We start from the raw sequence: 7,842 nt of genomic DNA, 5'->3' as shown, positions 1-7,842 counted from the left end.
GCTGAGCGGCACGCTGTTCGTGCTGCTGACGCTGAGCTCCATCAGCTTTGACGGCTTCGCCAACACCTTCTTCTGGCTGGCACGCATCGGGGTCAATCCGCTCGACTATCCGGGGCGGACGGCCCTCATGGGCGCCAACACGCTGGGGCTTCTGCTGTCCCTGGTGCTGCTGGCGGGCCTGTTCTTCGGGGCGGTGCTCGCCGGATGGCTATGGTCCGGGCGGCGGGTGGACTTCGCGCGGCTGTGCGGGCGGCTTGTCTACTCGCTCATCCCGATTTCGATTGCCTATCACTTTGCGCACTACCTGGGTGACACGCTGGTGAACGTGCAGTATCTCGCCGTGAGCTTGAGCGACCCGCTGCACACGGGCGCCAATCTCTTCGGTTTTGCCGGCCATCGGGTGACGGCGTCCTTCCTCAACACGGCGAGCGGCACCTTCGCCATCTTCAGCGCGCAGACGGCGGCGGTCGTGCTCGGGCACGTCATCGGCGTTGCTGTTGCCCACGCCATGCTGGCGGAAACCGGATCATCGAAGAGCGAGGCCCTGCGCCTCGAGGCGCCGCTCGCCATCGCGATGGTGGCCTATACCGCCTTCGGCTTGTGGCTGCTGGCCGCCCCGTCGATCGCCTGAGTGGCATGGACGGACCGCGGCATCTTTCAGAGCTGTGACTCGATGGGAAGCCACGAGATGAGCCAGGCGGGCAAGCGGCGCCTGAGCGGGGCTTCGGGCTCCGAAACATGCGTCACGCTGGCGCCTTCGCGGGTCTCGGTCCAGTGCAGGCGGCCGCCGCGCATGGCAAGGCCGTAGCTGATCTCGGGTGTCATCTGCGCCGCGAAGGCCGCCTTCAATTGAAGGACCACATGCGGGCAGCGGAACAGCAGCCCCATCTCGGTATTGATCGACAGCGAGCGGGGGTCGAGATTGAAGGAGCCGACGAAGCCCAGCGCATCGTCGACGACGAAGGCCTTGGTATGAAGGCTGGCCGTGCGCGAGCCGAAGAGCGAGGCACGATGGCGCTTCGGCTCCGGTTTCAGCTCGTGAATGGCAACGCCCGCGGCCACGAGCGCCTTGCGGTAGCGCGCATAGGCCCCGTGAACGGCGATCACGTCCGTGGCGGCGAGCGAATTGGTGAGGATGCGGACTGGCAGCCCGCTGGCGGCCAGCGCCGCGAGCGTCCTGGCGCCGGCCGCGCCAGGAATGAAATAGGGAGAGGCGATCACCAAGCTGGCCTTCGCGGTCCGCAGCAATTCATTGATGCGCTCGCCCATCCACTGTTCGGCCGCGAGGCCCGCCGCTTTTTCGGGTGGATCGGCGATGACCTCGACATCCTTCGACCAGCAGAGGGGCAGGCCTGCGCCGAAGGGGGAAGGCCCATGTTCTTGGCGGAGATGGGCGAGAAGGCTCAGCGCGCGCGGCGAGGACGCGTGGCGGGTGAGCCGCTTTGCGAGCCGGCCCCAGCGCGGGCGGCCAATTCTGCGGATCTTGTGGAGGTCCCGGACAGGCAGTGCTGGATCGCTGTTCCAATAGCGGTCGAACACCGCCTGCGCTTCGGCCACGCACGGGCCCACCGCCAGAACGTCCATGTCCTGGAAATTGGCCTCCTGCGAGGCATCGAAGTACTGGTCGCCGATGTTGCGCCCGCCTGCAATCAGCACCCGGCCATCCGCGATCCAGCACTTGTTGTGCATGCGGCGCGTTGCGGTGAAGTACTTCACCGCGAGTTCCAGCCCGCGGCGGAAGGCATTGACGCGGCTGCGGCTGGGGTTGAACAGCCGTACCTCCACGTTGGGGTGGCTGTCGAGCGCCAGGAGATAGGAATCAAATCCAAAAGCGTTGATGTCGTCGAGCAGCAGCCTCACCCGCACGCCGCGCTTTGCGGCATCGATGACCTCCCTCAGCAGAAGCCTGCCGGTGAGGTCGTTCTTCCAATAGTAGTATTGCAGGTCGAGGCTGCGGCCCGCCGCGCGCGCCGTCCACAGCCGGGCCTGCAGGGCCGCGAGGCTTGCGTTGAGCAGCAAGAGGCCGCTCTCGCCGGCATGTTGCCCGGCGAGCGGCGCGATGGCGCGGTCGAGTTCCGTTTCGTCATCCTTGACGCTCAGCGCAAGCGACGGGGCGCCGAGCTTGCGCTGCGCCTTGCTGCCGAATGCATAAACGGCGATTATGGCCAGCACGGCAAAGGCCGCGAGAGCGAGCAACACCCCTATGCCGTGCAAAGTGTCCACATCCGCGTCCTATCATTCCCCGCGATAAAAAACAGGCTTGAACGTCACGCGCGGACTATGCACCTTGTCATGTTATACAGCATGAGTCATCCGGCCCCCTTCGCGTGGTCCGGTGGACGGGGATGAATGCACGATGAAACACATCGTTCCCGCCCTGCGGCGGAATCTTTCCCGCAGCGCAGGCCGAGAATCGCCCATGGTCGGCCAGAAACGGCCGGCGGATGAGTCGCGCCAGCCGTCCCTCGCCATCTCGGTCGCCTCCTACAATGTGCACAGATGCGTGGGCACTGATGGCGTCTTCGATCCGGACCGGGTGCTCAACGTGGTGCTCGAACTCGATGCCGACATCGTGGCGCTGCAGGAGGCGGACCAGAGGTTCGGGAGCAGGAAGGGACTGCTGAACCTGAAGGCGCTGCATGAGAAGGGCGGCTACAGGTCTGTCCTCGATGAAGGCTCGCGCCGGCTGAGCCATGGCTGGCATGGCAACGTCATCCTGTACCGCAGCGGCCATGTGACCGGCGTCACCAAGATGAAACTGCCGGGCTTCGAGCCGCGCGGCGCTGTGCTTGTCGATTTTGATTTCTCCGGCGTGCCGCTGCGCATCGTGGGTGCGCATCTGGGGCTGCTTGCGTCTTCGCGTGCCAGGCAGGCGGAGGCCATCATCGCCGCCGCCCATCCGGTCGACGACCGCGCCATGATCCTGCTTGGCGACACGAATGAATGGCGGGTGGGCGGGCGCTCGGCGCTGTGGCCCTTCGACCCGCACCTGCACGACGTCGACATGGCGATCGCCAGCTTTCCCTCACGGTTTCCGCTGTGGCCGCTCGACCGGGTGCTCTCCAACAGGCACGTGACGGTCTATGAGATGTATGCGGTTGAGACTGCGCTGTCGCGGGTTGCCTCCGACCACCTGCCGGTGAAGGCGGTGATCGGCGTCACGCCGGGCGTTGCGGAACCTGCAGCACTGGGCGAGGGGCGCCCGGCGGGCGCATGATCGCGCAGGAATAAAGTCAGGTTGCGAGATAGCCGCCGTCGATCGCCAGCACGCTGCCGGTGACGAAGCCGGAGAGCGGCGATGACAGGAAGAGAACGCCGCCTGCGATGTCGTCCGGCCTGCCCCAGCGGCCGAGTGGTGTTCGCGCCAGGATGGCGCTGCTGCGTGCCTGATCCTCCCTGAGGGCCGCCGTCAGCGGCGTCTCGATCCAGCCGGGTGCGACCGCGTTGACGCGGATCCCGTCCGCCGCATAGGCGATGGCAAGCGACTTCGTGAGCTGCGCGATGCCGCCCTTCGACGCGGCATAGCCCGGAACCAGGCCGCCGCCCTGGAAGCTCAGCACGGAGGCCGTGTTGACGATGGTGCCGCTTCCTTCCGCGAGCTTGGCGCGCGCTGCCGCACAGACGCGCATGGTGCCTGTGAGATTGATGTCCACGACGTCGGCGAAGACATCCGGCTCATGCTCCGCCCCGCGCCGGATGGCCCCGGCGCAGTTCACCACATGGTGGAGCGCGGGAAGCCCGCCGACGAGGCGGCTCACCGCCGCGCCGTCACGCACGTCGAGCACCTCGGCGCGCAGGCCTTCCATTTCCGCCATGGCGCTGTCGACTTCGGCGCGCGAGATGCCGGTCGCGGTGACATGGGCGCCCTCGCCGAGGAAGGCGCGGGCGACCGCCGCGCCGATGCCGGAGGTGCCGCCCGTCACCAGCACATGGCGGCCTGCAAAGCAGCCGTTGGGCCAGATGCTCATCGGATGAAGCGCGTCACGTAATCGGCGCCGAGCCCGACGCGCTCGAAATGCGCGCGGCACATGTCGATCTTGGTGAAGACGTCCTCATAGCCGAGGTTCTTTCCCCATGGATCGACGTAGTACATGATGCCGTTGACCTGAAAGAAGGTGATCATCTCCTCCACGTCGTCGGGGACGACCAGCGTGTGTGTCTCGCCCGGCGGCTCGAAGACATAGCTTCCGGCGACAGCCTCCCAGTCGTGCTCGAGATAGCGCCAGCGGCCCTTCAGCACGAAGCCGTGCACCGCCTGCGGGTGGCGGTGGCGCGACAGCACGCCGGCCTTGCGTACCTTCAGCAGGTTCATCCAGTAGCCCTGGCTGCGGTTGAGGCAGAGCGGCCGGAACCACACGTTCTCGGCCTGCGGCACCCACAGCCTGTCATCCTCCGGCACGGCGTCGGGAATGACGATCTCGCTTAAGGCATCCGGCGGGAAGGGAAGCTGGAAGGGCATTCGCGCGTGATCGTCGTGGGCTGCGGGCATGAGTCTTCTCCTGGCAATTGGAGGTAGACTAGTCCATGCGGCAGGCCGCCGGAAGTGACCAGCGCGGATGGGCGTCCGCATGGCACCGTTTCGCGTATAAGCTCACAACGCCACCCACAGAGCCCAGCGCCAAAAAATGCTCCTCGCCCTTGAACAGGTCAGCAAATCATATCCCACGGGGGAAGGCCCGCTCGCGGTGCTGCGCGGCGTGAGCATGTCGCTCGATGCGGGCGAGAGCCTCGCGCTGACGGGGGAATCGGGCAGCGGTAAAAGCACGCTGCTGCATCTTGCAGGCGGCCTCGACCGGCCGGATGGTGGCGCTGTGCTGTTCGACGGGCGCGACATCGCGGGGCTTGGCGAGGCCGGTCTCGCCGCGTTCCGGCGGGAGAGCGTCGGCCTCGTCTTCCAGCAGTTCAACCTTATCCCCTCGCTCGATGCCGGAGCCAACCTTGCCTTTCAGGCGCGGCTTGCCGGGCGGCACGATGCTGAATGGTGCGCGCGGCTGGCGGAGCGGCTGGGCCTGTCGGGTCTGCTCGGGCGCTATCCCGAGCAATTGTCTGGCGGCCAGCAGCAGCGGGTGGCGATCGGGCGCGCGCTGGCGGGCCGGCCGCGGCTGATCCTTGCCGATGAGCCCACGGGCAACCTCGACGAGGCAACTGGCGATACGGTGCTCGATCTTATGCTGGCGCTCACGGCGGAAACGGGTGCTGGGCTGCTGATGGTGACCCATTCCGCGCGGCTCGCCGCCCGGCTGGGACGAAGGCTCAACCTGGCGGGCGGGGTGCTCTCCTGATGCTGTGGCAGGCTTTCATCGCGCTGCTCTCGCACTGGCGGGCACGGCCCCTGCAACTGGCGATGCTGGTGCTGGGCCTTTCGCTGGCGACCGCGCTGTGGTCCGCCGTGCAGGCGATCAACGGCGAGGCGCGGGCAAGCTACGCGCGCGCCGCCGCCGTCGCCGGGCAGGATCGCTTCGAGACGCTGGCACGGGAAGACGGGGCGCGCTTCGGTGAACAGGCCTTCATCGACCTCCGGCGCGCGGGCTGGCTGGTCTCGCCCGTGCTCGAGGGCGAAATGCGCTTCGGCAGCGAGCGGCTCCGCATCCTCGGCATCGATCCGCTGAGCATGCCGCAGGGTGCGTCCGAAGTGGACATTGCGGGCGAGGCCATCGGCCTTCAGGCTTTCATCACGCCGCCCGGCGTGCTGGTCGTCTCGCCTGAGACCGCCAGGCGCCTCGGTGGACAGTCCTCACCGCCGCTCCGGATCGCGGAGCAGCTTCCGCCCGGCACCGCGCTGACCGACATCGGCATCGCGCAGCAGCTGCTGGGAGAGCAGGGGCAGCTCTCGCGGCTGATCCTGTGGCCCGAACAGCTACTTTCGGCAAGGCCGCTCGCCGAGGTGGCCCCGGACCTGGTGCTGAGGCCGCCCGCCGCCGAGGGCGACCTGTCCCGCCTTACCGACAGCTTCCACCTGAACCTTACCGCCTTTGGCTTTCTCGCCTTCGCGGTGGGGCTGTTCATCGTTTATTCGGCAATCGGGCTGGCCTTCGAGCAGCGCCGCGCGATGTTCCGCACCATGCGGGCGGTGGGATTGCCGTTGCGCGTGCTCGTGATCCTGCTGTGTGCGGAACTGCTGACGCTCTCCGTCGTCTCGGGGCTCGCTGGCGTTGCGCTGGGCTATGGCATCGCCTCGCTGCTCATTCCGGATGTGGCCGCGACGCTGAAGGGCCTTTACGGCGCGGAGGTGCCGGGGAGCCTGTCCGTCAGGCCCTCGGTGTGGCTGCTGGGCCTTGCGATCGCGGTGGCGGGCAGCATGGGATCGGCTGCTTCGCAACTGTGGCGGGTCATGCGGATGCCGCTTCTCGAGCCCGCGCGGCCGCGGGCCTGGAGCCTGGCTTCAGAGCGCATGGTGGGGCTGCAGGCGCTGGCTGGCGTGATGCTGCTCGCCCTCGCGGCGGCCGCCGCGGCGTGGGGATCAGGACTTGCCGCGGGCTTTGCGGCGCTCGGCGCCATGCTGCTCGGCGCGGCGCTGCTGCTGCCCCTGCTGCTGTCGCGCGTGCTGAAGCTCGGCGGCCGCCTCGCCAGCGGGGTGGTGGCGCAATGGTTCTGGGCGGACACCCGCCAGCAGCTGCCGGGGCTGTCGCTGGCGCTGATGGCGCTGCTGCTGGCGCTTGCGGCCAATGCGGGCGTCGGCACGATGGTGCAGAGCTTCCGCCTCACCTTCACCGGCTGGCTGGACCAGAGGCTCGCCTCCGAACTCTATGTCACCACGCGCTCTGAGGATGAGTCTAAGCGCGTGCGGGACTGGCTCTCCGTGCGCAGTGACGCAGTGTTGCCGATCTGGAACACCGAGGTGCGGATGTTCGGCCAGCCGGTGCAGATCTTTGGCGTTGCCGATCATGCGACCTACCGGGACCATTGGCCGATGCTGCAGGCGATGCCCGGCGCGTGGGACATGCTGGCCCAAGCCCAGGGCGTGCTTGCCAACGAGCAGCTGGCGCGGCGCGTGCCGCTGGCGCTCGGCGGCATGGTCAGGCTCCAGGACGGGCGGAGCCTGCCGGTGGTGGGCGTGTTCTCGGACTACGGCAATCCGAAGGGCCAGCTGCTGGTGAACACGGATCTGCTCACCGCGCTTTACCCGGATGCAAACCGGCTGCGCTATGCGGTGCGGATTGCGCCGGAAAAAGCCTCCGGGCTGGCGGCCGGCCTGCGCGAGGCCTTCGCGCTGCCGTTGGAGAACGTGATCGACCAGGTCACGGTCAAGGCCTTTTCGCTTCGCATCTTCGAGCGGACCTTCGCGGTGACGGCTGCTCTCAACGTGCTCACCCTGGGCGTTGCCTTCCTCGCGATCCTCGCCAGCCTGGTGACGCTGTCCGGAATGCGGCTGCCGCAGCTGGCGCCCGCCTGGGCGATGGGGATGACGCAGAAGAGGCTGGCGCTTCTCGAGATCGTCCGCAGCATGGCGCTCAGCGCCTTCACGCTGGCCGCGGCGCTGCCGGTGGGGCTGGCGCTGGCGTGGCTTCTGCTGGCTGTCGTCAATGTCGAGGCCTTCGGCTGGCGGCTTCCGATGCATGTCTTCCCGCTGGACTGGCTGCGGCTGCTGGTTCTGGCGCTGATCAGCGCAGGGCTGGCCGCTGTCATTCCGGCACTTCGCCTGCTGCGGCTTTCCCCCTCCGATCTGCTCAAGGTCTTCGCGCATGAGCGTTAGATGGATCATCTTCCTGCTTCTCGCCCTCGCATCGCCCGCGCTGGCGCAGGGCTTCGCGGGGCTGGGCAGCGATGCCGGGGGTTTCGCCATGCCGCAGCGCGGCGCCCCGCTGGCGTTCCCGCGCGATCATGGTGCGCATCCTGATTTCC

The 7,842-nt window shown here is 67.6% G+C and carries 6 protein-coding genes and 2 pseudogenes; 5 read left to right on the top strand and 3 right to left on the bottom strand.

What is annotated here, in order from left to right:
* Positions 1–631 (top strand): annotated as a pseudogene (locus ACILRA_RS16425) (hypothetical protein); the annotation flags it as partial.
* A 26-nt stretch (positions 632–657) separates the two neighbouring features.
* Here ACILRA_RS16425 and ACILRA_RS16420 read toward each other — a convergent pair.
* Complete coding sequence (locus ACILRA_RS16420; RefSeq protein WP_395663150.1) at positions 658–2,223, bottom strand: phospholipase D family protein; 1,566 nt, start codon at positions 2,221–2,223, stop codon at positions 658–660.
* 133 nt (positions 2,224–2,356) lie between these two features.
* Here ACILRA_RS16420 and ACILRA_RS16415 point away from each other — a divergent pair, with 133 nt between their 5' ends.
* On the top strand, positions 2,357–3,217 hold the full coding sequence (locus ACILRA_RS16415; RefSeq protein WP_395663149.1) for an endonuclease/exonuclease/phosphatase family protein: 861 nt from the start codon (positions 2,357–2,359) through the stop codon (positions 3,215–3,217).
* A 16-nt stretch (positions 3,218–3,233) separates the two neighbouring features.
* On the opposite strand, the gene ACILRA_RS16410 is transcribed toward ACILRA_RS16415, so the two are convergent.
* Together ACILRA_RS16410 and ACILRA_RS16405 are read right to left on the bottom strand one after the other, a co-directional pair.
* Positions 3,234–3,968 carry an SDR family NAD(P)-dependent oxidoreductase gene (locus ACILRA_RS16410; RefSeq protein WP_395663148.1) on the bottom strand — a complete coding sequence of 245 codons (735 nt, stop codon included), beginning with the start codon at positions 3,966–3,968 and terminating at the stop codon, positions 3,234–3,236.
* Positions 3,965–4,489 (bottom strand): 2,4'-dihydroxyacetophenone dioxygenase family protein, encoded by a 525-nt coding sequence (locus ACILRA_RS16405; protein ID WP_395663147.1) that lies wholly within the window; start codon positions 4,487–4,489, stop codon positions 3,965–3,967. The genes ACILRA_RS16410 and ACILRA_RS16405 overlap by 4 nt, the downstream gene beginning before the upstream one ends.
* A gap of 136 nt (positions 4,490–4,625) precedes the next feature.
* On the opposite strand from ACILRA_RS16405, the gene ACILRA_RS16400 reads away from it, so the two are divergent.
* From ACILRA_RS16400 to ACILRA_RS16390, 3 genes and pseudogenes are all read left to right on the top strand, one after another.
* Positions 4,626–5,282 carry an ABC transporter ATP-binding protein gene (locus tag ACILRA_RS16400; RefSeq protein WP_395663146.1) on the top strand — a complete coding sequence of 219 codons (657 nt, stop codon included), beginning with the start codon at positions 4,626–4,628 and terminating at the stop codon, positions 5,280–5,282.
* Positions 5,282–7,693 (top strand): ABC transporter permease, encoded by a 2,412-nt coding sequence (locus ACILRA_RS16395; RefSeq protein ID WP_395663145.1) that lies wholly within the window; start codon positions 5,282–5,284, stop codon positions 7,691–7,693. The genes ACILRA_RS16400 and ACILRA_RS16395 overlap by 1 nt, the downstream gene beginning before the upstream one ends.
* Positions 7,683–7,842: pseudogene (locus ACILRA_RS16390) on the top strand (iron ABC transporter permease); the annotation flags it as partial. The gene ACILRA_RS16395 and the pseudogene ACILRA_RS16390, both read left to right, overlap by 11 nt.

This window comes from Aestuariivirga sp. (genome assembly GCF_044239095.1).
Lineage (GTDB): Bacteria > Pseudomonadota > Alphaproteobacteria > Rhizobiales > Aestuariivirgaceae > Aestuariivirga.
This window is presented reverse-complemented; position numbering and strand designations above follow the sequence as displayed.

Excerpts from the sequence above, each read along its gene's own strand:
- ACILRA_RS16415 (WP_395663149.1), top strand. The coding sequence starts at position 2,357 with ATGAAACACATCGTTCCCGCCCTGCGGCGGAATCTTTCCCGCAGCGCA.
- ACILRA_RS16410 (WP_395663148.1), bottom strand. The coding sequence starts at position 3,968 with ATGAGCATCTGGCCCAACGGCTGCTTTGCAGGCCGCCATGTGCTGGTG.
- ACILRA_RS16405 (WP_395663147.1), bottom strand. The coding sequence starts at position 4,489 with ATGCCCGCAGCCCACGACGATCACGCGCGAATGCCCTTCCAGCTTCCC.
- ACILRA_RS16400 (WP_395663146.1), top strand. The coding sequence starts at position 4,626 with ATGCTCCTCGCCCTTGAACAGGTCAGCAAATCATATCCCACGGGGGAA.
- ACILRA_RS16395 (WP_395663145.1), top strand. The coding sequence starts at position 5,282 with ATGCTGTGGCAGGCTTTCATCGCGCTGCTCTCGCACTGGCGGGCACGG.